This window comes from Sphingomonas sp. MMS24-J13 (assembly GCF_044905095.1).
Classification (GTDB): Bacteria; Pseudomonadota; Alphaproteobacteria; order Sphingomonadales; family Sphingomonadaceae; genus Sphingomonas_I.
Genome location: NZ_CP173258.1, coordinates 422,968 through 446,641 on the forward strand (window position 1 = coordinate 422,968; position 23,674 = coordinate 446,641).

General features: G+C 64.7%; 23 protein-coding genes. 12 read left to right on the plus strand and 11 right to left on the minus strand.

Annotated features, from left to right (window positions below):
- Positions 1-49: 49 nt before the first annotated feature.
- The 4 genes from qhpC to AB4Z44_RS01935 form a co-directional block, all read right to left on the minus strand.
- On the minus strand, positions 50-397 hold the full coding sequence (gene qhpC / locus AB4Z44_RS01920; protein ID WP_404712401.1) for a quinohemoprotein amine dehydrogenase subunit gamma: 348 nt from the start codon (positions 395-397) through the stop codon (positions 50-52).
- Positions 394-1,860 carry a quinohemoprotein amine dehydrogenase maturation protein gene (gene peaB / locus AB4Z44_RS01925; RefSeq protein WP_404712402.1) on the minus strand — a complete coding sequence of 489 codons (1,467 nt, stop codon included), beginning with the start codon at positions 1,858-1,860 and terminating at the stop codon, positions 394-396. The genes qhpC and peaB overlap by 4 nt, the downstream gene beginning before the upstream one ends.
- Positions 1,857-3,605, minus strand: a complete 1,749-nt coding sequence (gene peaA / locus AB4Z44_RS01930; protein ID WP_404712403.1) for a quinohemoprotein amine dehydrogenase subunit alpha — start codon at positions 3,603-3,605, stop codon at positions 1,857-1,859. Before peaA ends, peaB begins: the two co-directional genes overlap by 4 nt.
- Before the next feature lie 185 nt (positions 3,606-3,790).
- Positions 3,791-4,402, minus strand: a complete 612-nt coding sequence (locus AB4Z44_RS01935; RefSeq protein ID WP_404712404.1) for a YceI family protein — start codon at positions 4,400-4,402, stop codon at positions 3,791-3,793.
- A 198-nt stretch (positions 4,403-4,600) separates the two neighbouring features.
- Here AB4Z44_RS01935 and AB4Z44_RS01940 point away from each other — a divergent pair, with 198 nt between their 5' ends.
- The 3 genes from AB4Z44_RS01940 to AB4Z44_RS01950 all read left to right on the plus strand — a co-directional run bounded on the left by AB4Z44_RS01940 (position 4,601) and on the right by AB4Z44_RS01950 (position 8,813).
- On the plus strand, positions 4,601-6,946 hold the full coding sequence (locus AB4Z44_RS01940; protein WP_404712405.1) for a TonB-dependent receptor: 2,346 nt from the start codon (positions 4,601-4,603) through the stop codon (positions 6,944-6,946).
- A gap of 113 nt (positions 6,947-7,059) precedes the next feature.
- Positions 7,060-7,497 carry a DUF2231 domain-containing protein gene (locus AB4Z44_RS01945; protein ID WP_404712406.1) on the plus strand — a complete coding sequence of 146 codons (438 nt, stop codon included), beginning with the start codon at positions 7,060-7,062 and terminating at the stop codon, positions 7,495-7,497.
- Positions 7,494-8,813: a PQQ-dependent sugar dehydrogenase gene (locus AB4Z44_RS01950; RefSeq protein ID WP_404712407.1), complete on the plus strand. Its 1,320-nt coding sequence runs from the start codon at positions 7,494-7,496 to the stop codon at positions 8,811-8,813. Before AB4Z44_RS01945 ends, AB4Z44_RS01950 begins: the two co-directional genes overlap by 4 nt.
- Positions 8,814-8,944: 131 nt before the next feature.
- On the opposite strand, the gene AB4Z44_RS01955 is transcribed toward AB4Z44_RS01950, so the two are convergent.
- A complete protein-coding gene (locus AB4Z44_RS01955; protein ID WP_404712408.1) occupies positions 8,945-9,763 on the minus strand; it encodes an alpha/beta fold hydrolase in 819 nt (272 codons plus the stop codon).
- A 116-nt stretch (positions 9,764-9,879) separates the two neighbouring features.
- On the opposite strand from AB4Z44_RS01955, the gene AB4Z44_RS01960 reads away from it, so the two are divergent.
- Complete coding sequence (locus tag AB4Z44_RS01960) at positions 9,880-10,821, plus strand: LysR family transcriptional regulator (RefSeq protein WP_404712409.1); 942 nt, start codon at positions 9,880-9,882, stop codon at positions 10,819-10,821.
- A gap of 98 nt (positions 10,822-10,919) precedes the next feature.
- Here the strand turns inward: AB4Z44_RS01960 and AB4Z44_RS01965 are convergent, their stop codons facing one another.
- Positions 10,920-11,672 carry a hypothetical protein gene (locus AB4Z44_RS01965; RefSeq protein WP_404712410.1) on the minus strand — a complete coding sequence of 251 codons (753 nt, stop codon included), beginning with the start codon at positions 11,670-11,672 and terminating at the stop codon, positions 10,920-10,922.
- Positions 11,673-11,818: 146 nt separating this feature from the next.
- Between AB4Z44_RS01965 and AB4Z44_RS01970 the strand changes: the two genes are divergently transcribed.
- The 6 genes from AB4Z44_RS01970 (at position 11,819) to AB4Z44_RS01995 (ending at position 19,650) form a co-directional block, all read left to right on the plus strand.
- A complete protein-coding gene (locus AB4Z44_RS01970; protein ID WP_404712411.1) occupies positions 11,819-12,421 on the plus strand; it encodes a hypothetical protein in 603 nt (200 codons plus the stop codon).
- A 391-nt stretch (positions 12,422-12,812) separates the two neighbouring features.
- The gene (locus AB4Z44_RS01975) at positions 12,813-13,340 is read left to right on the plus strand and encodes a hypothetical protein (RefSeq protein ID WP_404712412.1); all 528 of its coding nucleotides are present in this window, start codon (positions 12,813-12,815) and stop codon (positions 13,338-13,340) included.
- 285 nt (positions 13,341-13,625) lie between these two features.
- Positions 13,626-16,520: a TonB-dependent receptor plug domain-containing protein gene (locus AB4Z44_RS01980; protein ID WP_404712413.1), complete on the plus strand. Its 2,895-nt coding sequence runs from the start codon at positions 13,626-13,628 to the stop codon at positions 16,518-16,520.
- A 61-nt stretch (positions 16,521-16,581) separates the two neighbouring features.
- Complete coding sequence (locus AB4Z44_RS01985) at positions 16,582-17,955, plus strand: serine hydrolase domain-containing protein (protein ID WP_404712414.1); 1,374 nt, start codon at positions 16,582-16,584, stop codon at positions 17,953-17,955.
- 785 nt (positions 17,956-18,740) lie between these two features.
- On the plus strand, positions 18,741-19,454 hold the full coding sequence (locus AB4Z44_RS01990; RefSeq protein WP_404712415.1) for a hypothetical protein: 714 nt from the start codon (positions 18,741-18,743) through the stop codon (positions 19,452-19,454).
- A 7-nt stretch (positions 19,455-19,461) separates the two neighbouring features.
- Complete coding sequence (locus AB4Z44_RS01995; RefSeq protein ID WP_404712416.1) at positions 19,462-19,650, plus strand: hypothetical protein; 189 nt, start codon at positions 19,462-19,464, stop codon at positions 19,648-19,650.
- A gap of 34 nt (positions 19,651-19,684) precedes the next feature.
- Here AB4Z44_RS01995 and AB4Z44_RS02000 read toward each other — a convergent pair whose 3' ends face one another.
- The 3 genes from AB4Z44_RS02000 to AB4Z44_RS02010 form a co-directional block, all read right to left on the minus strand.
- On the minus strand, positions 19,685-20,044 hold the full coding sequence (locus AB4Z44_RS02000) for a hypothetical protein (protein WP_404712417.1): 360 nt from the start codon (positions 20,042-20,044) through the stop codon (positions 19,685-19,687).
- A 44-nt stretch (positions 20,045-20,088) separates the two neighbouring features.
- On the minus strand, positions 20,089-20,412 hold the full coding sequence (locus AB4Z44_RS02005; RefSeq protein ID WP_404712418.1) for a hypothetical protein: 324 nt from the start codon (positions 20,410-20,412) through the stop codon (positions 20,089-20,091).
- Positions 20,413-20,526: 114 nt separating this feature from the next.
- Positions 20,527-21,120, minus strand: coding sequence for a DUF2076 domain-containing protein (locus AB4Z44_RS02010; RefSeq protein WP_404712419.1), 594 nt, complete (start codon positions 21,118-21,120; stop codon positions 20,527-20,529).
- Between the two features lie 314 nt (positions 21,121-21,434).
- Here AB4Z44_RS02010 and AB4Z44_RS02015 point away from each other — a divergent pair, with 314 nt between their 5' ends.
- Positions 21,435-22,001, plus strand: a complete 567-nt coding sequence (locus AB4Z44_RS02015; RefSeq protein WP_404712420.1) for a hypothetical protein — start codon at positions 21,435-21,437, stop codon at positions 21,999-22,001.
- A gap of 15 nt (positions 22,002-22,016) precedes the next feature.
- On the opposite strand, the gene AB4Z44_RS02020 is transcribed toward AB4Z44_RS02015, so the two are convergent.
- On the minus strand, positions 22,017-22,280 hold the full coding sequence (locus AB4Z44_RS02020) for a hypothetical protein (RefSeq protein ID WP_404712421.1): 264 nt from the start codon (positions 22,278-22,280) through the stop codon (positions 22,017-22,019).
- 198 nt (positions 22,281-22,478) lie between these two features.
- On the opposite strand from AB4Z44_RS02020, the gene AB4Z44_RS02025 reads away from it, so the two are divergent.
- Complete coding sequence (locus AB4Z44_RS02025) at positions 22,479-22,766, plus strand: UvrB/UvrC motif-containing protein (protein ID WP_404712422.1); 288 nt, start codon at positions 22,479-22,481, stop codon at positions 22,764-22,766.
- Between the two features lie 10 nt (positions 22,767-22,776).
- On the opposite strand, the gene AB4Z44_RS02030 is transcribed toward AB4Z44_RS02025, so the two are convergent.
- Positions 22,777-23,652, minus strand: coding sequence for a metallophosphoesterase family protein (locus tag AB4Z44_RS02030; RefSeq protein ID WP_404712423.1), 876 nt, complete (start codon positions 23,650-23,652; stop codon positions 22,777-22,779).
- Between the last annotated feature and the right edge of the window lie 22 nt (positions 23,653-23,674).

Consider the following 23,674-nt stretch of genomic DNA (forward strand, 5'->3'; position numbering starts at 1 on the left):
AAGCCGGAACCCCCGCCCAAATATTGACCAACGCCGCCCAAGGCGCGCGTCACGGATAGACGATGTCGAGATTGCGCCAGTCCTTGGCCGCCGATCCGCAATTCTTGGCCCAATCGGGCGAATAATTGAGGTGATCGGCCACCTGCACCGGCCAGAAGCAGGTGACGTAGCAATCGTAGATGTCGCGCTCGACCGGCTGGCACAGGCCTGCCGTGCCGCCGCCCGCATCGACTTCCCAGCCCGGCGAGAAAGAGAGGGTGCAGCCCATCGGCACGTGCGGACGCGCCGCCGGCTTCTGCTGGAGGGCGACGATATCGTCCTCGGTCACCGCCTCGGCCTGCACGACGGCATCGTCGATCCGCCGCGCTTTCTGATTGATCGCTTTCAAATGCTTCATGCCAGGGCCTTCCGAGCAGCGAATTGATCGAGGAAATCGGGGTTCTTGGCGCTTACCGTGCCGTAGATTCGCAGGCAGGTGTCGGTCCACTGCCGGATCCAGTCGCAATAATGCAGATTGGCATGGCCGGTGTCGCCGTAGCGGACGAACGCCTCGTGATGGCAGCCGCCGGCGCAGAGCGGGCGTGCCCAGCAGCTCTGGCACTCATATTTCGCCTCGACATGCCCGCGCGTGAGGAAATCCTCGCGCTTCGCATCGTCTATCCCGGTCGAGATATGGCCGAGCGTGTGCGTGTCCGCATCGGTGAAGCGGTGGCAGGGCGACAGATCGCCCGACGGGCTGACGCCGAGCAGGCCGAGACCCGCGCCGCACGGGTGCGACTTGTTCACGCCCTGGATCAACTCGCCGATCGTCTCGCTGACGTTGGAGAAGCCGTGCATCTTCCCCGCGAGCGCGAATTCCAGCCACTCTTCGGCGAGCAGGTGAAAGCCGTCGAGCACCTCGCCCATCGAATTGTCGTTGATCGCATAATCGCGGTCGCCCGAATTGGTGACCGGCGCGAAGCCGACCTCGTGGAAGCCGAGATCGTCCTTCAGGTGACGATAGATGCGCATCACGTCGGTGACGCCGTTGGTGAGCGTCACGCGCGCGGCGATGGCCCGCGTGCGATGCCGCGCGATCAGCTTGCGCAGGCGCGGCTCGATCACCGCATAGGAGCCCTTGCCGTTCTTGTAGACGCGGCGTGCGTCCTGCATTTCGGGCGGGCCGTCCATGCTGACGGTGACGCCGATGCCGTGATCGGACAGGAAATCGATGATCTCGTCGGTCAGCAGGGTGGCGTTGGTGGTCAGGCTGAAGCCGATGCCGCGCTCCTGCGCCGCGGCCTGCTCTTCGGCATAGAGCACGACTTCGCGCAGCAGCTTGAAGTTCATCAAGGTTTCGCCGCCGAAGAAGGTGATGTTCACCGCGCGCCGGCCGGGCGACTTCTTCATCAGGAAGTCGACCGACTCCTTGGCGGTCTCGATCGACATATATTTGGGCTTGCCCGCCGGCGTCGCGATCTTGTCGGCGCCGAACTCGTAGCAATAGGTGCAGGCAAGATTGCACTGGTTGGTGACGTTGAGCACCAGAGCCTGGAGCGGGAAGTCCTTGGGCGGGTTGACCGGCCCGGGTGCCCGCACCGGGGTGATGCCCTCGGACGTGATCGCCTGCGCATAGAGCAGTTCGCGGATCAGCTCTTCGGCATCCTCGCGGCTATAGCCATGCGCCTGCAACTCGCCGACCAGCGCGCCATGCAGCATCGGCGCCTCGGCGAGCTTGGCGACGACCGATCGCGCGCCTTCGTCCAAAGCGAAGATCGCGCCTGCGGTGACGAGATAGACGAAGGTCTGCTCGGCCGCCTGGAAGGAATGAAGCTCGCCGATACTGTATGCGCGGGCGTCGATATTGGTCATCACATTCATTTCGACACCTCCGGCTGATCCCACATCTTATAGAGCGGCACTGTGGTGACCAGATAGGCGCGGCCCGAAAGCGGCTTGCCTTCCCGGTCCATCAGCGTCTTGCTGGTCGCGGTGACCCACACCTCGCCATAATTGTTGCGCATGAAGCGGCGCGCGGGATCGGGCCCCTCGACATTGGGGCTGAAGAGGCCGTTGCTATCGATCTTGCCGACGAACTTGGTGTCGTCGTCGTAGGTGGTGGTCGGGAATTCGATCATCGCGAAGTTTGCGTCGACCGGGCCGATCGCGAAATCGTCGGCGGTATTGGGCTTGCCGTCGGCGCCGGCCGAATAGCCGATCGCCTCGAACTGGATATAGCCCTTGGGATATTTCAGGCCGCCGAGATGCGCGAGCGCGGTTTCGGGGGTGACCTTGATATAATCGACCTTGGCATAGACCGGCAGCGCCTTTTCGAGCGGGACGCCGCGCAGCGCCAGGTCATGCTGGCCGCCGACCGCATCGGGCGCGACGTTGACCGTGATCACCGCTTCGCTGGGGGTGATCGAGTCGACCGCCGCCACGGTGACGCCCGCGCCGAAGCTCAAGTCCTGCGGCTTGAGATCGGCCGGGATGCCGGCACCGTAGACATGCACCTTGGCGCCCTGCGTGCCGGTCTTGATCGCGCCCGGCGTGACTGCGGCGAGCTTGGGAATGCCGGTCTCGCGGACCATCGTCACGTCGAGCCCGAATTCCTGATAGGCGCCCCAATAGATACGGCCGACGGCGTTGCCGCGATCGGGCGCGAACCACAATGTCTCGCGCATCGTCTCTTCGCCGCCACCGGGGGCCGCGCCATGCGAGGTGCCGCGCCACGAATAGCCGCCATAGACCAGGCCGGTACCGGTGCGGGTGACGCTCTTGCCGGTCTCGAGCGAGCGCAAGGTGGTCGTCGTGACGAATTCGGTCGGCGCGCCCGGCTTGGGCGCGACCTTCATCTCGCCGACGAATTGGCCGTGGCCGGGCATCGCGCCGCTGATCAGCCACTGGCCGGCCAGGGTCGGCGCCTGGATGCGGGGGCGCCAGGCCTCCCATTCGGTGGTGTGGAGGGTGGCGTTCTTCGACAGCCATTCCAGCGCGACCTCGGCCACCATCGGCGGCTTGGTGCCGGGGGCGGCGGGGGCCGGGTTGTCGGTCGGCGAAAGCGGGCCGGTCGCGGGCCGGTTATACTGGCGCTCGGCCTGCGGGTAGAGCGCCATGTGCATCTGCTGGAGCAGGCCCCATTCGCGATGGCTGCGGCGCGACGACATCGGCTGCGCGAAGGCGTGGCAGCTAGCACAGGCGCCGCGTACCGCCTCGTTCGGAATGATCGTCTCGTCCTGGACGCGATGCTCGGCGAAATACATGACCGGCTTGGCTTCCTCGGGCGCGAGGCCGTGGAAAGTGCCGAGATACTGGACGATGCTGCGCGCCTCTTCGGGGCTGACCACCGCGCCGTTCAATTTGACCATGCGCTTGATCGTCTGCGACCAGCCCTCGGGCGTGGCGCGCACCCACGAGATGCGCGAGAGATTGCCCTTGGCATCGGGGGTATGGCAGCCGCCGCATTTGGCGGTCGTCAGCGGATCGGTGACGGGAATGCCGGCTTCGGTCTCTTTCCAGTCGGCCGGCACCTTGCCGGCATCGCCCTTCTCGGACTCGGCGATGACGGCCGTGGTGCCGAGCAGCCCCGCGACGCACAAGGCGATCAGCCCCACACGACGGGGCACACCGACAATCTTTCCGGAATCGCTATTCATGGTGTCCCTTCCGGGCACAGAAGTCGCGGCGCTTCTGGATCATAAGCGGTGCCCCCCTTGGCGCTGGAATCAGCTATCGGGTGGAAAACTGGACATACGTCAAAGAAAGGTCAAGCACTAATTGGTGCAGTGCGGCGTTAGTTTTTGCGGGCAGGTCACTGATGCGCGAACTCCGCATCGATCACCAGGGCGATCGGCGCGGCGAACATCGCCGGCAGCCCGAAATCGGCCGGGTTGATATCCGCGGCCGCTGCGATGCCCAGCCGTGGCTTTCCCATGAAACCCTTGCCCGCGCCCATCAGCTCGACGTTGAAGGTGAGCGGCCTGGTCTTGCCCATCAGCGTGAACTGGCCGTCGACCTTGCCGTGGGTCGCATCGATCTTGTGGAAGGCGGTCGAGACGAACGTGGCGGTCGGGTAGGCCTGCGTGTTGAGGAAGCCCTTGCCGCCCAGCTCGGCGGCGAAGCCCGGAACAGGGGTAGAGATCGATGCGGTCGCGACCTCGACCGAGAGCGCCGAAGCCTCGGGCCTGGCCGGATCCCAGGTCAGCGTTCCGCTAACCTTGTCGAAGCGGAAGACGCTGAGGCTGTAGCCGATATGCGAGACCTTCGCGATCACGGCAGTATGGCCGGCGTCGAGATCGTAGGTGCCGGCGGTCGCCGCGGCATAGCTCTTCTCGCCGGCGAACACCCCCGGCGGCAATTGCGCCGGCGCGGCCTGCGCCAGCATCATGCCGGTGGCGGCCGCCGCGATCCAGATCGACTTCATTTCTCTCTCCCTTCGGTTTGGCGGCAGGATGGTCCAGGCCGGTGACCGGATCAAGCGCCGGCAGGCGGCGGATCGTTTCGTCTCCATAAGGAATGCTTGTGTGGACCATTAGCGGGCCCCGGTTAGTCTCCCATTCAAGCGCCGGGCTTCCAGGCGCGGGGTGGGGGGAGCGCGGAAAGCATCAGCGAAGGGGCTCCTATGGCGACGCGGCGTGGATCGTTCGGGTTGGGCTTGCAAAGCGGGGCCGCGCTGGCCGCGCTGGCGATGACGATCCCCATGGCGGCATCGGTCGCGCAGACCGCCGCTCCGCCCCCGGCGGCCGATCCGATGGGCGATATCGTCGTCACCGCGCAGCGGCGCGAGCAGCGGCTGCAGGATGTCGGCATCGCCGTCACGGCGCTGTCGAACAAGACGCTGACCGATCTCAATATCAACGACGCCACCGATCTGACGCGTGCGGTGCCGACCTTGAAGATGAACGCTTATTCCTCGGCGCAGGTGGTGTTCAACATCCGCGGCGTCTCGCAGAACGATTATGGCGATCAACAGGAGCCGCCGGTCGCGGTCTATCAGGACGACGCCTATTCGAGCTCGATCAACACCGCGAGCTTCCCGACCTTCGATCTCGCCCGGGTCGAGGTGTTACGCGGGCCGCAGGGCACATTGTTCGGCCGCAACGCGACGGGTGGCGCGGTCCAGTTCGTCTCGAACCAGCCGACCAAGGATTTCGGCGGCTATCTGAGCGTCACGACCGGAAGCTACGGCCAGCTTCTGACCGAAGGCGCGATCTCGGGGCCGATCACCGACACGCTCCAGTTCCGCCTCGCCGGCATCCGCGATCGCGACAAGGGCTACATCGTCAACATCAATCCCGGCCTGCCCGCGCGCGGCGCCAACAATCACTGGGCGCTGCGCGGCATCCTTGCCTGGCAGCCGACCAGCAGTATCCAGACCAAATTGACCGTCCGCTACCTGCGCGCGCCGAAGGAGCGGCAGGCGGGCCTCTATTCGCTGGTCGCGAGTTGCCCCAACGCGCAATTCCAGGGCGAGGTGCTCGCCCCCAACGACAGCTGCGCTTACTGGGGATCGGGCCCGGGCGAGACCGGGGCGGGCTATCGCAACGACGCGATCAACCCCGCCCGCGGCGGCGATCCGTACAAGACCGCCGCGACCGATCCGAGCTATGTCGATCGCAAATTGTTCGGCGCGACCTTCCGCGTCGATGCCGATCTCGGCGGCCCGCTCAGCCTGACCTCGATCACCGATTACCAGCACGGCACCAAATTCTACACCGAGGACGGCAATTCCTCGCCCGCCTCCGGCGTCTATTTCTACCAGGGATCGAAGCTCGATCAGGTTTCGGAAGAATTGCGGCTGCAGGGCGATTTCGGCGCCAATCACCTGACGATCGGCGCTTACGGCATGCACATCAGCGGGCATTATACCGGCAAATATGCCGATCTGTTCTACGGCTACGATCCGACCGTCGCCTTCTCGCAGCGCACCTCGTCATTCGCCTTCTTCGCGCAGGACGAATGGAAGCTGACCGACCAGATCAAGCTGATCGGCGGCCTGCGTTACTGGCACGACAAGAAGAAGGGCAGTTATTTCGGCTCGGAGACCAGTTACTCCGACATCACCATCACCTACAATTCGCACAACGTGTCCTACACCGAGAACGGCGTGACCAATCCGATGGGCGGCATCACCGCCACGCCGTCGGATGCGGCGCCGAGCTTCTCGGGCGTCACCGCGCGGGCGGAACTGGATTACAAACCGGTCGATAGCGTGCTGCTCTATGCGAGCTACAATCGCGGATCGAAGAGCGGTGGCTTCACCTTTTCGACCGGCACGCCCTTTCCCGGCGCCGAGGTCGCGACCCTCAACGGCATCGCCTACAAGCCCGAGACGCTGGATGCCTACGAGATCGGCAGCAAGCTGACCCTGGCGCCGGGCACGACGCTCAACCTCGCTGCTTTCTATTATAATTATCACGATTATCAGGCCTTCGCCCAATATGGCGCGGTGCAGACGGTGGTGAATCTGCCGGCGCGCTCGAAGGGCATCGAAGCCGATTTCGCGACCCGCCCGGTGCGCGGGCTGACGCTCCAGCTCAGCGGCTCGCTGCTCGATACGCAAGTCAAGCATGTCGAGCTGCCCGATCTCGCGACGATCGTGAACCACCGCCTGCCGCAGACCCCCAAATTCTCCGGCAGCGCGGTGGCGCGCTACGAATTCGCGATTGCGGGCGGGATGGCGTCGATCCAGGGCGACGTGCAGCATTCGGGCAGCTTCTGCTTCACCGTGCTGTGCGCGCCGGTCGAGCGCGAGGGCGCCTACAACGTCGCCAATGCGCGCATCGGCTTCGGGCCGCAGAGCGGCGCGTGGGAGATTGCGGCGTTCGTGAACAATCTCTTCAAGGAGCAATACCGGGTCTACGGCTACGACAACACCTTGTTCGATGGCACGGTTGCGGGCGTCTACGCCAAGCCGCGCACCTGGGGGGTGAGCGGGACGGTACATTTCGGGGCGGGGACGCGATAGGCCGGGTCATCGCTCCATTCGGCTGTCCGCAGCAGTCGGGAACTGCTAGCATCGCGCCTTGTTTGGGTAGCGCGCATCGCACCTGATCGCGGTTGCGCCGCAGGGAGAGAGATATGGCGAGGCGAGCGGGCACCGGCCCTGTTCCGGGACCATGGCACCCCTTCTTCGTCGGGCTCGGCGGCGCGCTGCTGATGGCGGCGCTGGCCACCGACGCGATGTATTCCAGCAATGCGCTGATGCAGTGGGCCAATTTCTCCGCCTGGCTGATCACGGGCGGGCTCGTGCTCGCGCTGATCGCCGCGATCGTCCTGCTGATCGAGCTCGCGCTCGGCCGGACCGGGCCAATTCGCTGGCTCGATTTCGGCCTGCTCGCGGGCGCTGCGATCCTCTCGCTGGTCAACGTCTTCGTGCATACGCGCGACGCATGGACCTCGGTCGTGCCGACCGGCATCACCCTGTCGATCATCGTCACGCTGCTGCTGCTGGTCGCCGGCCTGCGCGGCTGGCGCGTCACCGCGATCGGCCGCGCTGGCCGGGGAGACATGGCATGACCCTCCGTTCGGTTCGCGCGATCCCGGCCCTCACGCTCCTCGCCGTGCTGGCCGCCTGCAGCGGCAAGGGCGGCGATCCGGCGAAACAATATGGGCCCGATCCCGTCCTGCCCGAGCCGCACCAATATCTCGTCCCGCCGATGCACGTGCCGCAGGTGGTCGGCTGGAAGAAGGGCGAGACCCCGACCGTGCCCGCCGGTCTGCATATCCAGGCGATCGCGACCGGACTGATGCATCCGCGCATCGTCTACCCGCTGCCCAACGGCGATATCCTGGTCGTCGAAAGCAACGGACCCGGCAGCAAGCCGTTCCGGCCGAAGGATTATATCCAGGGCAAGGTCAAGGCGCGCGCCGGTGCCGCGGCCAAGGGCGGCAACCGCATCACCCTGCTGCGCGACGCCAATGGCGACGGCATTCCCGAGCTCAAGACCGTGCTCGTCGACAAATTGCACTCGCCTTATGGCGTCGCGTGGGTGGCGGGGACGTTGTACGTCGCCAATACCGACGCGATCATCGCATTCCCGTTCACGCCCGGGCAGACGAAGATCACCGCGCCCGGCGTCAAGCTCACCGATCTGCCGGCGGGCCCGATCGACCACCATTGGACCAAGTCGATGGTGGCGAACCCCGACGGATCGAAGCTCTATGTCGGCGTCGGATCGAACAGCAACATCACCGAAAACGGGATGGACGTCGAGGAAGGGCGGGCGGCGATCTATGAGGTCGATCGGCTGACCGGCGCCAAGCGCATCTATGCGACCGGCACGCGCAACCCGACCAATCTCGCCATCCAGCCCGGCACCGGGCAGCTGTTCGCGGTCGTCAACGAACGCGACGAAATCGGGCCCGATCTCGTCCCCGATTATCTGACGTCGATCAGGGAAGGGGGCTTCTACGGTTGGCCTTATTCGTACTGGGGACAACATGTCGACGTCCGCGTCCATCCGCAAAATCCGGCGATGGTGGCGAAGGCGATCAAGCCCGATTATGGCCTGAGCTCGCATGTCGCGGCGCTGGGCGTCACCTTCAGCCAGAACGAGACCCTGTCGCCGCAATTCGCCGACGGCGCGTTCGTCGGCGAACATGGCAGCTGGGACCGCGATCCGCTCAACGGCTATCAGGTGATCTTCGTGCCGTTCGTCAACGGGCGGCCGAACGGAGCGCCGGTCCCGGTCGTGACCGATTTCCTTGCGCCTGACAAAAAGACCGTGCGCGGGCGGCCGGTCGGCGTGGCGCTCGATCGCACCGGCGCGCTGCTGGTGGCGGACGACGTGGGCAACGTGGTGTGGCGCGTCAGCGGAACGGGCGGGCGGTAGCGCGTCGCCCGTTTCAGCCGGCAAATTTTCGTGGGAGGGTGGAGGTAATTATCCGTTTCTCCAGGATACCGAACCCCAGCCCACCCTCCCTTATTCTACAGCTCGAAACGCACTGATGGTGAAAGCTGCCGTCAAGACCTGATGAACGAGAGCAGGTCCGGGTTGAGGACGTCCGCATGTGTGGTCAGCATGCCGTGGGGATAGCCGGGATACGTCTTCAGCGACCCCTTCTCGAGCAGGTCGACCGCCCGCGGAACCGAACTTGCAAACGGGACGACTTGATCGGCCTCACCGTGCATCACCAGCACCGGTACGGTGATCCTTTTGAGGTCATCGGTATAATCTTCGAGCCAAGAGTCGACAGTCGCGTGGTGAGCGAGCGCGCCCCCGGCCATGCCCTGGCGCCACCAGTTCGCGATCACTGGCTCCGAGGGCTTGGCCCCGTCGAGATTGTAGCCGTAAAAGGGATTCTCGGGCACGAAACGGAAGAACTCCGACCGGTTGCCCAGCACGCCTGCCCGGATCGCTTCGAACCACTCGGGCGGTTGACCGGACGGGTTGTCCTCGCTCCGATACATATTCGGCGTCAGTGAAGCGACCAGCACCGCCTTCGCGACGCGCTCCTGATGGCGCGCGACATAGCGAGCCACCTCGCCGCCGCCCGTCGAATGCCCGATGTGGACTGCGTCGCGCAGGTCGAGGTATTCGGTCAGGGCCGCGAGGTCGGCAACCCAGTGCTCCATGTCGTTGCCCGTGCCGGGCTGGTCGGAGCGGCCGTGCCCGCGTCTGTCGTGGGCGATCACCCGGAAGCCGTGACCGAGGAAGAAGGTCATCTGGGCGTCCCAGTCGTCCGCCGACAGCGGCCAGCCGTGGCTGAACACGATCGGCTGACCCGATCCCCAATCCCTGTAGTAGATGTTCACGCCGTCCTTGGTGGTAATGGTAGGCATTGTCTGGTCCTTCGCCGTGCCGCTGATGATCGAGGACGCAATGGTAAAATCAGCTTCTAAACCCGACAAAGACTTTGTACGTCCAAGCTATACCTGGAAGGTATAGGACGATCGCGATGGAACTTCGTCATTTGCGTTACTTCGTAGCGGTCGCGGAAGAGGGCAGCTTGCTCCATGCCGCCAGGAAGCGACTGAACACATCCCAGCCGTCCTTGAGCAGGCAGATCCGCGATCTCGAAGCCGAGATCGGCGTGGAGCTGCTGGAACGGCAGGCGCGCGGTATTGCGGTCACACCGGCAGGTCGTGTTTTCCTGGATCACGCCAGGCTGGCACTCCTGCAGGTGGAGGCAGCCATAGATGGGGCGCAGCGGGCGGCGCAGCCAAAAAGACCCGTGCTTTCGATCGGGTTCCTGGTCGGGCTGGAGGTGACCTGGCTACCTCACCTGCTGCGCATAATTCGCGAAGAGGCACCACAGACCGAAGTCACGCTCTGTAGTCTGTCTTCGCCGGAGCTCGCGCTCACGTTGATGCGCGGGAAGTTGGATATGGCCTTCCTGCGCCCCGAGAAGCAGAGCGTGGGCATTTCATTTAAACTGCTCGCAAAGGAACCCTTGGTCGCCGTGCTGCCGGTAGGTCACCACCTGGCGTCCCGCAAAAGGATCGCGCCGCAAGATCTCGCCCGCGAGACGTACGTCAGTTCAGCGAGAACCTCGCCCGTATTGCAATCCGTCATCGACGACTACGCATTACGGGCCGGGATCACTCTCAAGCCGATGTATGAGGGCGAGAACATATCGTCGGCAATGTCGTTGGTCGCATCCAGCGGCGGAATAACCCTCGTTCCTCTCTACGCCCAAAACATGCTGACGCCGAACGTTGTTGCCAGAGCGCTCGAGGGCGACACCCCGACAGTTGATCTTACTCTTGGATACTCCGAAGCAAATACATCGCCTTTGTTACAACGACTATTGTGCCGCGTCGATGAACTGATCGCCAGCGTCCAAGATCAGAGCATCATCCGATATGTTGAGGCTCCCTCATTACCAACGACCGCATAACCGCTGAAATTGGTAGCCACTACCGACACCGAGCTTGCCTGGCCGGGGATGTCGCATGTCACCTTTACGTCCTCATGCCGGCCGGCCGGCAATCGGGCCTAGCGATAGTAGACCATGCCGAGGATGACCGCAGCAAGACGATCGAAAGGCGGCGAATGCACCACGATCTTGTGAAGCACGCCCTCGATGACGATCCAGCCGGCGCCGAATAGCGAATAGCCGCTGATCCGCCCCCTGCCGCGCCATTCGTGGATCAGGATGGCCGCCGCCATCGACCATAACGTTGCGTACAGCGGCACCACAGGAATCGGTTCCAGGCCAAACGCGTGGGACCAGAACCGGTTCACCCCCGGCGGCAGCACCGGGAGCATGGCGAACAGCATCATGCGCCGGTGCACGTCGGGCCGGTGGGTGTTGCGGATCGCCAGGGCGAACATCGTCGAGAAGCCGACGAAAGCGCACAACCCCAAATAGAGGCCGTCGGTCCCCGCGGCGAAACCCTTGTCCATGGCCCGCCGGGTCGCGATCAGCTGCAGCATGAGGCCGATCACGATGATCGCGGTGCCGTGGGCGATGCCCCAGGTGCCGAAGCTGCGGTGCAGTCTGACCTTTCCGGCACCGACCAGCGCCGATTGCGTGATCAGCAGCAGCATCCAGGAGAAGAAGATCAATCCGTGCAGGTGCACGATCGGCGGCGCCGGCGGGAACGCGCCCCGGCTCATCGGCACGATGTAGCTCATGCCAAATCCGCCGAAGACGAAGAACGCCATCGCCAGCGTCATCCAGAGGTAGAATGACGGCCTGAACCGACGCGCAGCCTTGGGCGCGGTCGCGTTGGCCGGTGCATTCATGGCGATCCTCCCCAGGCGATCTTTGGGCTGATGATGACGCCGCTGCCTATCGAGCACAAGCGGCCGCATCGCATGCTGTACAGCCTACTCGATGACCGCCATCGACGCAGTCTCGGCCGTTCCCGAGCGCGTCGGCCGGACCACAGATGCCGCCGTTCGATTGGGATGAACAGATGTCCGCATTTGGGAAGCGCCCTTCGCTAGCCGGATGGCTGGGTATGGGTTCCTGCGGCCGCGAAGCTGCCGGTCGGCTACTGCCTTCGCAGCGCAACGAAAGAGAGGCCGATAACGCCCCAGTTCCGGCCATTCTGCCGCTGACGGCGCTTGCCCAAAACCCGCCGTTAGCGCAGCGTTGTGGCATGGACCGGGATACGTCACCGTCGTTGAGAAGCATGACGTGGTCGCACATTGTCGAGCGCTATCGCTTCCGAAAGGGTGACCGTTCGGCCGATATGTTTTCGTCAGCGCTCGATGGTATTGAGCAGTTGGCGGTCACTGTCGCCGACGGCCCGCTGTCATCAAAGCTTTTTGGATGGGTCTCAATGTTTGACCTTTGCATTCAGCAGACCGACGCCATTCCCTATTCCGGCCCCTATCTCCGGGTATCTCCCTTGGCTTCCGGCGCGGTCGAGTTTCGATACTTCGATACGGCAATACCCGCGAGGCAGTGGCATCGCGAGGTGCCGCCCGAAGCGACGGTTCCTCGATTTGAAGCTTTCGTCGATCAACTGCATTGGATCGGCTCGTGAAGGGGCTTTACCACGCCTTGATCCAGCGCTCTGGTCCGGATGACGTTCACGACCGGGCGTCAGTGGAAGCCGAGAGCCTTCTCGACGCCAAGCGCCTCCTTGAAGAGAGATACGGCGAAGGCAAAGTGATAAGCATCACGGGCGAACGAGAGAGCAAGCGGATACGTTAGCGTCCGCTTTCCGCAGCGCGGCTCCGAAACCTGCCGGAGCATTATCCACCATGCTGAGCCATTCGGGAGTCTATCCAAGTCGCCGAAAACGGCCGTAGGTCTACATGAACAAACGGCGGGACCCGGGAAGGCAAGCGCGTGTCGCGAATGTCTGGTTGTGCGTCATCGCACATCGACGACACGATCGATCATGGGAGCACACTGGCGCAAATTAAAAGCGCATGACACACGTTGAGATCGTGGGAAGATCTGCGTTCCTGATTGCTGCCTGCGGGCTTGTGGGTTGCCACCGGGTAGCGCCCGTCGCGATTCCGCAGACCGGGGAGCAGCGAATAACTGCATGGTATCAAGCCTGGGCAGCGCAACAACCCCGGCCAAGCCGCGAAATCGTGGATCGTGTGGAGCGACTTATTGCTGGCCAGCCTTGTATTGGCCGCCTGGGTCAATGGTCGCGATCCTATGCCTTTCACCTCCTTCCGAATAGGACGGCTTACACACAAATTATAGACTTTCATTTTGAGGAAGCCGGCACGCCGGAAGTCCAAGTCGGGCGGCAAGTTACCGCGCCGGCTGCTTGGGTAAACCTCGATGATCGGCCCATTAGGATGGCGTCGGGCGATTATGATCTAAGGGATAACCGGATCCGCGTCGAGTTCTGTGGGGCCAACGCCGGCGAGCGCCGCAAGGATGACATCAATAACATACGCACATACTTCGATGAACTGGAACTGCGGCGCTCTCCGCGCTGACTCCACCCGGCTGCTCCCGCAAGGGCGTCAAGCAAGATACAGGCGCCTGCTTCCGGGAAGCTCAATAGCACCTTTGATGGCCGAAAATGGGCCCGTCCGTACTTATCAGCGGATAACCGAAGCGTGGCTTCCGAAACTCGGCCGGGCAATTGCCGCTTCCGATCATAACTGGAGGTTATCGGAGACGAAACGCAAATCCGATTGATTCCTTGCGTTTGCTCAATGACATTGCGCTGCCGGGTCGCCGACCTCGACCGAGAGCAATAAACAATCAGGGGGCAAATCATGGCGTTTCATTCGTCTTCCCATGTCGCGCGCGTTCGATCCGCCTGTCTTGCCGGTTGCGCGGCCATTCTGCTGGCGCCGTCGCCCGCTTTCGCCGACGACGGCCAGAACGGCGCCTCGCCCGCGCAGGAAGCCTCTCCCGGCACCCAGGCGACGGACGCCGCGCCGTCGCAGGATATCGTGGTCACCGGCTCGCTGGTGCGGAATACCGGCTTCAAGACGCCGACGCCGGTCACCGTGCTCGATTCCGGCACGCTGGCCCGGGTTTCCGCACCCAATATCGCCGACGCGATCAACCAGATGCCGGCACTGCGTCCCTCGCTCACACCCACCAGCGCGGTGAACGCCGGCGGCGGGACCCAGGTCGGCGGCAACTATCTCGATCTGCGCGGCCTCGGTTATGCGCGCACCTTGGTGCTGCTCGACGGGCGCCGCTACGTGCCCTCCAACGCGACCGGCGCGATCAACCTCAATAATATTCCCCAGGCGCTGATCGATCGGGTCGACATCGTGACCGGCGGCGCCTCCGCCGCCTATGGTGCCGATGCCGTCGCCGGTGTCGTCAATCTTCAGACCAAGGCGAACCTGGAGGGCATCAAGGCGACGATCCAGGGCGGCGAGGCCGGGGCGGGCGATTATCGCAACGTGCTGGTGTCGGTGGCGGGCGGCGTGAAGCTGAACGACCACCTGCACCTCGTGCTCGCCGGCGAATATTCGGACAATACCGGAATTTCCCGCCTGTACGCCCGCCGCTGGGCCGCTGCCGGCGCCGGCCTGCTCGCCAATCCCAATGCCGGCAATGGCGGCCTGGGCACGCCGGACCAGCCGCGCCAGATCCTGGTCACCAGCGGCTTGCGCAACAGCAATTCGACGGCAAACGGCGTGATCACCGGCGTCGTCTTCAAGCCCGGCTTCGGCTCGTCGATCAACACCATCACCGGCCTTCCGTCCTACCTGAAAGGCATCCAGTTCAACGATGCCGGCAAGGCGGTGCCCTATGCGCTCGGCACGATGGTGACGTCGGGCACGATGCTGGGCGGGGACGGGGTCAACGGCGTCGCCGAGCAGGTGGGGGCCACCCCGATCACCCGCTACACCGCTTATGGCAAGCTGAGCGGGGATCTCGCGCCCGGCTGGACGGCCTTCGTCGAGGCGTCCTACAGTCATTTCCATACGCTGCAGGACGGTATTCCTTCGACCTACAGCTACACGATTGCGGCGAACAATTTCTACCTGCCGAGCGACCTCGCCGCGACGCTGGCGGCCAACAACGTCTCATCGATTACCGTCAACAAGCTCGCCAACCAGAATGCGCGGACGCTCACCAGCTACAATACCGATGTCTATCAGGTCACGATGGGCGTCCATGGCGAGCTCGGCAAAAGCTGGGCGTTCGACGGCTATTACGGCCATGGCCGCAACTACAACGACAATATCAGCCAGAACAACCGCATCCTCGCCAGATACGCGCTGGCGATCGATGCGGTGGCCGATCCGGCGCATCCCGGCTCGGCCATCTGCCGTTCGACGCTGACCAACCCGGGCAACGGCTGCGTCCCGCTGAACATCATGGGCACGGTCGATCCCAGCAACCCGGCGCTGAAATATGTCAACGGCACCGCCGAGACGATCAACGATATCCAACAGGACGAGCTTTCGCTGACCCTGCGCGGCGAACCCTTCTCCACCTGGGCGGGGCCGGTATCGGTCGCGCTGGGCGGAGAATATCGCCACCAGTCGCTGGACGTGAATTTCGATACCGCCTCGCAGGCCGGCGCTTATAGCGCACCCTCGATCCCCTATTCCGGTAAAGTCGGCGTGAAAGAGGCCTTCGGGGAACTGCTCGTCCCGCTGCTTGCCGATTCCCCCTATGGCAAAAGGCTGAGCATCGACGTCGCCGGGCGCGTCACCGACTATAGTACGTCGGGAACGGTCGAGACCTGGAAAGCCGGCGTCGACTATGCGATCAACAATTCGATCCGGCTGCGCGCGACCGAATCCCGCGACATCCGCGCGCCCAACCTGATGGAATTGAACCAGAAGAGCGGCAGTTCCAATCTTACGGTCACCGATCTCGATCCCCGCTATCTGGGCCAAAGCTATCTGGTCACGTCGCTGACCGCCGGCAATCCCAACCTGAAGCCCGAGGCCGCCAGGACGTTTACCGGCGGCGTGGTGCTGACGCCCACTTTCATTCCTCGCCTGAGCATTTCGGTCGATTATTATAATATCAACATCAAAAAAGCGATCGTCCAGTTGACGCCTGCCACGATCGTGCAGCAATGCTTCACGAGTAATACGTCGGCATGCCAATACATCACGCGTGACGGCAATGGAATGATTTCGACCGTGTTCAGCGGGCCCACCAACCTCGCTTACGCGATGACGCGCGGTATCGATTTCGAGTTGGGCTATACCATTCCGCGTGGGCGAGATTACATCACCTTCCAGGGCCTGGTAAACTATCTGATCAAGACCGAAACCTACGATGGTACCAACCGGGTCCGGCTGGACGACAGCGTGGTCCAGCCGACCGTTGCCGGCCTGGGTGGCAATCCGCGGTGGAAGGCGAATGCCAACGTCAACTACATCGCGCCCGGCTGGCGCCTCAGCGCCACCGCGCGCTATGTCGGCGGCGGCTATATCGATCGCACGCTGACCGCCAGCAGCCTCAACCAGCTGACCGTCAACGGGCGGGTCTATTTCGACCTTTCGGGCGAGGTGACGATCTTCCGCCCGCACGGCGACGGCAGCAAGATCGCCTTGTTCGCCGCGGTCGCGAACCTGCTCGACAACGATCCACCGATCACCGGCGCGGGCGGATACGGCACGACCCGCGCGCTGTATGATACGATCGGCCGCCAGTTCATGGGTGGGGTCCGCGTAAAATATTGATGCCTTTCTCCGGGAAGGCGGGAGTCTTCCTTCCCGGCCACGGCCCACTGGGAGAAGTCGCATGAACTGGATTGGATCCTTGCCGCTGCTGGCCCTCGTCGCGGCTTCGCTTCCGGCGTCTTCGGCCACGGCCCAGTCACCGGCGCCGGACAAGGTGGCCGCGGTGAAGGCCGCGCTGGGCGTTCCCGCCGGGGCGCTTGCGCCGGGTTGCGCGCTCGGCCTGTTCCGTGGCGGCAAAACCGAATTGCTGCTGAACGACGGCTATGCCGACGTTGCGAGCGCGCGGCGGATCAATTCGGACACGCAATTCTACGCCGCTTCGGTATCCAAGCAGTTCACCGCCGCCGCGCTCATGCAATTGGTGGTGGCGGGCAAGGTGCGGCTGGATGATGACGTCCACCGCTATTTGCCGGACTTGCCCGCTTATCCCGATCCGCTGACGATCCGGAACCTGCTCAACATGACGGGTGGCGTCCGCGACTCGCTGGTGCTGCTGCAGCTCGACGGGATCGAGCCGGTGTCCAGCGCGACCCGGGCCCAGGCGCTGGCCGAGATCTTCCAGCAGCGCGATACCAAGTTCACGCCCGGCAGCGCCTACGATTACACGAACGGCGGTTACCTGATGCTTTCCGAAGTCGTGGAGAAGGTTTCAGGCGAAAAATTCGAGTCTTACGTCAACAGTCATGTGCTCAAGCCGCTGGGCATGACCCGCAGCTTCGTCATGCTGGGCAATCGTACCACCGACGCCAATTTCGCGCGGGGGTATGTCATGCAGGACGGCAAGGTGACGCTGACCGACGATTATCCGCTGTTCGGCGGGAGCGGCGGGTTGATCACCACCGTCAACGATCTCGCCAAATGGTATGACGATATCGATAGCGGGCATAAGGTGTGGACCGCCGAGATTACTCGGCTGCTGACCACCCCCGGCCGGTTCACCGACGGCAGCCCGGTGCGGGACCACGGGCAAGGGCCGATCTACGCCAGCGCTCTGCTGATCGGTCCGCACTGGTTCCATCACACGGGGGCCGCCGGCGGGTTCAAGACGTTGTTCGGCTATGACCGCGAGCAGAGGTTCGGTGTGGCAATGCTCTGCAACAATGGCGCCTATAATCCGGACAAGGTTGCCGACGGCGTGCTCGCCGCGCTCGACGAAGGCGTGCCGGCCGTGAGCGAGGGCGCGCCGCCTTCGTCGATGGACGGGCGCTACGGCAATCCCAACCTGAAGGCGATCTATAGTCTCGCGCTGACGGAACAGGGCGGCACCGTTACGATCACGGATCGCGACGGCAAGCCGGGCGTGCCGCAACCGCTGGTGCGTACGGGTTCGGGCCAATATACGGGCCGCGGCTATACCCTGGCCTTCGATGACAATGCCAAGGGCTTCATCCTGGCGATGCCGCGCGTAACGCTGCATTTCGCGAGGCTGCCCTGATCCCGTAGCAGTGTCCGGGGCTGGCCACGTCCTCGCCCGCCTCAAATCGGATCGTAGCTGAAGGTCCACATCGCCGAAGACTGCTGCCCCTTGTCGCCGCGTTTCTGCAGCCGGCCGACCACGGTGTAGCGGCTGGCCTGTTGCCGTTTCTGCTGCGGAGCGCCACGCCTGCATCGATCTCCTCGCGTCGGATAACCGACCGGCAGTCAACGCGGCTCATGGTACGCGGTAGCAACGGCATCATGGGCGGCGCGTTCCCCGTAGTCGGTCCGCGCAGGCGCGGATCGCCCTCGCGGGCGAAATGGGCCCGTCCGTCCGGGGCAAGTCCAGATATCCCTGGCGTCGGTAGAAGTGCAAAAGAGGTACGCCTGATGGATATGGATGGATACTCTTCGTCTATCCGCTGGTGACCATCGCTCCACCCCATGTCAGCGCCATAGCGCGGGCAATATATTCAAAATGAATAGTATCGAAGATTCGGGCTCGACTTTTCGCCTCTGAAACGCCAGCCTCTTGCCGAGTTTTCGATCTCGTGGCGATCAGACACGATCGCGCGCGTTCGAGATTCGACGATTGGGGGGCCAATGATAAACTGCGCGCTTAACCCTTGGAGAAGGGTGACCTGCATCGCCTTGTCCACCGTGATGCTTTCGGGCTGTACGACGATTGGGGGGTATCAACGCCGGCCGGAGACGTCCGCGCAACGGGAGGACACGCGAACCAAATATTATGGAGCCGAGACCGAGAGCGCATATGACGGTTTGACCGATCCCGCTCAACGGCAAATGGCCCGCAACAATATCATCAACGGAAGGATGGAAGTCATCGAGGATGACTTCGACACCCTCGAACGCGCCCTGAACGCGTCCAGCAATTCCTTGTCGATCGGCAGCGATCTGGCTGTCCTGGCCCTCAATGGCCTGGCCGCCACGACCGGCGGTTCGGCCACGAAGGCGGCCTTGGCCGCGGCGTCGGGTGGCATCGTCGGGGCGCAGGGCGCCGTCAACAAGGACCTCTATTTCAAGAGCACGCTGCCGGCGCTGCTTGCCCGGATGGAGGCCAATCGCGCGACCGTGAAAGCGAGGATCGCCAAGGGCATGACGTTGCCCGACGCCCAATATCCGTTGAAAGTCGCCAATGGCGATCTGAAGGAACTCGTCAGGGCGGGCAGCATCGCATCGAGCGTCAACAAGATTTCCCAGGAGGCCACCACCAGCAAGCAGGCCTCGGACGATCTCATCGCCGCAACGCGCAGCCTCGCGTTCACGACCAGCGATTCCGCCGTCAGGCTGCGCGCCTGGCTGAGCCCCAACGGTCAGGTGGATCCGACCCATTATGCGGCCCTGCAAGCCTGGCTGGACAAGCAGCCAGAGCCATTCCTCAACGGTCAGGGCTATCCGCCCGCCATGCTGGTGTCCGGCGATACGGCCAACGGCAACACGCTGGAGCCCATTCGGCTACGGGCGCTTCAAGACCCTACCCTCAAGATCGGCAATTAGGAGAGGCATGATGGCTTGCGGAACCTACACCGTCGCGAAAGTACCGCCGGGCGAGGTCGCCAATGTCACGGCGCTGTTCAAGGCCAACGTCCCGCCGCCCAATAGCGTCACCAGCGCACCGGACGGGACCGGCACCTACACTGTGACAGCGGTGTTCCCGCCCTGTCCCGCGAACACGACTCATAGCGCGACGTGACGGGGAGGGGCGGGTTGGCCTTCATGCTCGGGTGTTACCAGCCGTTGTGGCGCAGCCAGCGGATCTGGCGGCTGATCTGGTCGAGCCGGTCCTGGACACGGGCGCGCTGATCGGGGGTGAGGCGGCCTGCATCCTCCCAGTGCATCCGGCGGATCCACTGGCGCACGCCGTTGAGCTCGCGGTTCACCCGCATCGCTTCGCGGCGGTTGAGGCTGCCGTCGGCAAGGCCGCGATTCACCCGGTCCTGCAGGAACTGGATGCGCTCGCGCGGGCTGTCCGGGGCGCCGCGCCAGAAGGCGCCGGCATCCCACGGGGCACGCGGCGGATAGGGCTGCGCGACGGCGGCACCCGCCACTAGCAGGCCGGCGGTCATCGCCAGAATCGTGCGTTTCATACTGTCCTTTCCTCTCATCTGGGGGGTGTTACAGCCACCGGCCGTCAATAGGGCGCTGACCACCAGCAACGCTGGTGCGGGTAGCCCCACCAGTCATAGCGCACGCTGCACACGCGGTGCGGCCGGGGCGGCGCGTAATAGACGACCGGCGGCGGCGGCGCGTAATAAGCGGGCGGCGGTGGCGGCGGGGGCGGGGCATATTCCGCATAGTGCGGGTGATCGGAGGCGATCGCGGCACCGATGCCGAGGCCGAGCAGCCCCGCACCGATCGCGACGCCGGGCCCATGCGCCTCGGCCGGCGCCACCGCACCGATCGCCCCGACGGTCAACAAAGCGGCGGCCGTTGCCACCTTCACTCCCTTCATCATGTCGACTCTCCATCAACATCAACGCTCCCTGGCGCCGATGCGGGTAAATGAGTCGCTCTGAACGGACCGAGAATGGCGGCTGCAGCTTTTATTCAGCCATCCGCGGCGAAGCGTTTACCAGCCGCTGCGATCGTCGAGATCGCCATCGTCGTCGAAGCCGCCATCGCCGTAGAAGTTGTTGACGATCACCTCCTCGGGCGCGCCGCCGCCGCCCAGGAAGCCGCTGCGCTGGTGGCTGCCGAACAGATCGGACAGGCCCGCAAACAGCATCTCGCCCCCGGCGACGCCGGCCGCGGTGGTGCCGGCATTGCGCAGGAAGCTGCCGAGCCCGCTATTGCCCGAGAAGAAGCCCGGGCGCTGCGGCGGCGGGGCCGGCTCGTAATCCTGCGGCATCGGATTGTAGGGCGGGTAGTAAGGCTGGCGCGGCGCCTGCCCCCAGGGTCCGCCCGCCGGCGGCAGGAAGCTGGTCGACTGGGGCTGGGGCGCGGCATTGCGCAGCTGTGCCTCCAGATCGGCAATGCGCGCCTGGGCGGCGTGCAGCGACTGATCGGCAACGATGGCGTGCTGGACCAGCACGTAGGCTGCGTCGGGGTTGGCGGCGAGCGCCTGGCGGATCATCCCGTCCGCCTCGGCATCCTTCGCCACCCCGCGCGTCGCCGCGAGATCGTCGAGAAAACGGGTCAGCAGATTACGCTCTTCGGGTGTCATGATACTCCTCCGGGCCTGCAATATCGGAAGCGCCCTGGCGGGCCGCAAGCCGGGGGCTGCGCCGTAAGTTCGATGTAAGCTGAGCGGTTCATAGCCCGCTTACGAAGCCGGCTCGCCCCACCCCCGGAGCGGCGGGCTTCGATTGCGGTTCACTCTTCGGCCGCGAGGTGGCCCGCCGGTAACGCCCCGGCGGGCCATTTTCGCGTGCCCGCCATGCGCGCCTGAGGCGCAAAGGCCGATCCGAGCGTTCAGGTCGGCTTAAGGCCGATGATCGCCCGATAGGCGGCCCCCATCCGGCCGCCTCGGAGTGTGTCATGAGCCCCCACAATCGCCTGATCGTCGCGGTCGCAACCTGCCTCGCGCCCGTGTGGACGGCGCCGCTGGCGGCGGCCGCTCCGCCCAACGGCGGCACCATCGCGGTCGCGTTCAACACGCCCGCCGACGCCACCGGCGCCGCGACCACCTCGTTCCGGGAGGCCGCGGACGATGCGCTCGCGACCAAGGGCTTCACCATCCTCGACGATCCGGGCCACGCCGCCTACGTCGCCGAGCTGACCCTGACCCGCGTCGAGGTCGGCACGCAATCGGCCAAGGTGCCGCGCGGGAAAGCCTCGGCCAACATGGGTGGCAGCGCGGTCGGCGGCGGCGTCACCCTGCCGCTGTCGCACGGCGAGACCATGCTCGTCCCGCTCCAGCGGATCCGGCTCGACATGCGCATCAGCAAGCGCGGCGAGGACGGCGTCCTGTGGACCGGCGCGGCGGTGACCGTCCGCGCGGCGGGGACGAAGAAGGGCGCGGACACGGTCGTCGCGGCCGATCTCAGCCGCGCGCTGCTCAACAGCTATCCGGTCACGTTCGGCGACGTCGTCACGGTGCCCTGAGCGCACCGCAGCGGGCTAGTCTTCGTCGTCATCCTCGTCGACCGACGCCGCGAAATCGCGCGCCGCGGCACGATCGCCCGCGGACTCGAACGCCTCGTCCGGATCGGGCGCGGCACCGAGCATGTAGAGCAGGCACCAGATCGACAGGCGATCGCCGGCGTCGGCCTCCACCTCGAGCTGGTCGCGCAGGGCCTCGACCCCGGCGAGGATCTGGTCCTGCGACAGGGTGGCCAGATCGGTCGTGCCGAGGAAGCGGATGAGGAGCTGATCGAAATCCATGCGATCTTCTAGACCATCAAGCGCGAAATGCGACCCGTTCGTCCCGAGCGAAGTCGAGGGACGCTGCGCACCAAAGCGAACGGCGCGTAACGCGTCTCGACTTCGCTCGACACGAACGGACTTCGTGGCACCCGGTCAGGCGATCGACGCTTTCCCACGCTCTTGCCACCGAAGCGACGCCGTGCACGTTAAGCACCTATGACCGAGACGATCGAAACCTTGCGCGAGAAGATGGAGGCCGCGGCGCGCGCGCTGGATTTCGAGGAGGCCCGGCGCCTGCGCGACCGGATCAACCTGATGCGCGGCGGCGCCACCCCGGAGGAGGCCGCCGAGGCCGATCCGGCCGGGCTGGTCCGTCAGCAGCCCGGCGCGATGGGGCTCGGCACCAGCCAGCAGCGCATGACCCCGCCGCCGGGCTGGCAGCCGCCCCCCAAGCCCGATCCGATGACCGCGGGGCGAAACCGGCGCGGGGCACGCCGCTCCTGACGGCGCCTCGTCAGCCCGGCTGGAACGACAGGGGTACGCGGGCGGCATCCGCGTCGTCGCAATCCTCGCGTGTCCACACGGCATCGATCGAGCGGTAGCGGATATGGTTGCCGCGGGTGAAGCCGGCGCCATCCCAGACGACCACCTGCAGCTCGACATCCGCACTGCCGTTCGCATGGATCCAATTGAAGCTCTGCGGCTCGTCGTTGCGCAGCCGCGTCGAGGTGGCGGTGCCCGCCTGGATGACGAGCGCGTCGCCGGCCTTTTCGACCATCTTGCGCGCTTCCTCCGCATAGGTGCGGTGGAAATGCCCCGCGAGCGCGATATGGATGCCCGCCGCGCAGGCCGCCTCGACCGCATCGTCATGGTGGCCGACCGCCTCGCTCAATTCGCCGCCCTTGCCGATCGGCATGGCGAAGAGCGGGTGGTGGGTGACGAGGATACGCATCTTGTCCGGCGACACCCGGCTGAACCGATCGCGCATCAGGGCGATCTGTTCGTGGTTGATGCGACCATCCTTGATCGTGAGCGAGCGCGCGGTGTTCAGCCCGAGCACCGCGACCTCGTCATTCTCGAACCACGGGCACAGCGTGTCCGATATGTGGCGTTCGTAGCGATCGAGCGGCGCCAGGAAACGCGCCGCGACATCGTAGAGCGGGATATCGTGATTGCCGGGGACGAGCAGCAGCCTGTGCCCCGCGCGCCGCAGCCGATCGAGATAGGCCGATGCGGCGCGAAACTCCCCGATCCGCGCGCGCTGGGTGAAATCGCCGCTGATGATGACGAGATCGGGCCGGTTGGCATCCAGCCAGGCCTCGGTGGCGCGCACGATGCGATCGTCGTGCGCGCCGAAGTGGATATCGGAGAGGTGAGCGATACGGGCCATCGCCGCTCAACGGCTTGCGGCC